The organism is Siminovitchia fortis (genome assembly GCF_007681465.1).
Lineage (GTDB): Bacteria > Bacillota > Bacilli > Bacillales > Bacillaceae_C > Siminovitchia > Siminovitchia fortis.
Window position 1 is genome coordinate 1 of record NZ_VEKZ01000181.1, and the last position, 420, is coordinate 420.

Consider the following 420-nt stretch of genomic DNA (forward strand, 5'->3'; position numbering starts at 1 on the left):
GAATGGGGATCAAAGCACCTGCCGCCTTTTTAGAGATACTTGACCGGAAACTGAAATACCAAGGCAGACAATTGATTTATGTCAACACCTGGACTGTAAAGGCCAGTCAATATTGTCCGATCGGGGATGTGTATGCGAAAAAGCCATTATCCCTCCGTTTCCATGCACTTCCCTGCGGACGAAAAATCCAGCGGGATATTTTCTCAGCCTGGCTCATTAAGAATGTAAACGAAACGCTTGATAAAGTAGATCGGCAAAAATGCTTAAATGAATTTCATACGTTCTATGAGATGTATCAATCGTTTGAAGAAAAAATGCGCTCTTTAGGTGAAAAACACATTTCCAGTATTGGATTCTAAATGAGAAAGATATAACCTTTGTCGTGATGAAACCCACGAAAGATAGGCATATCTCCTGTCG

1 pseudogene is annotated in these 420 nt (G+C 41.0%); it reads left to right on the forward strand.

What is annotated here, in order from left to right:
• A pseudogene (locus FS666_RS19990) lies at positions 1-359 on the forward strand (RNA-guided endonuclease TnpB family protein); the annotation flags it as partial.
• Between the last annotated feature and the right edge of the window lie 61 nt (positions 360-420).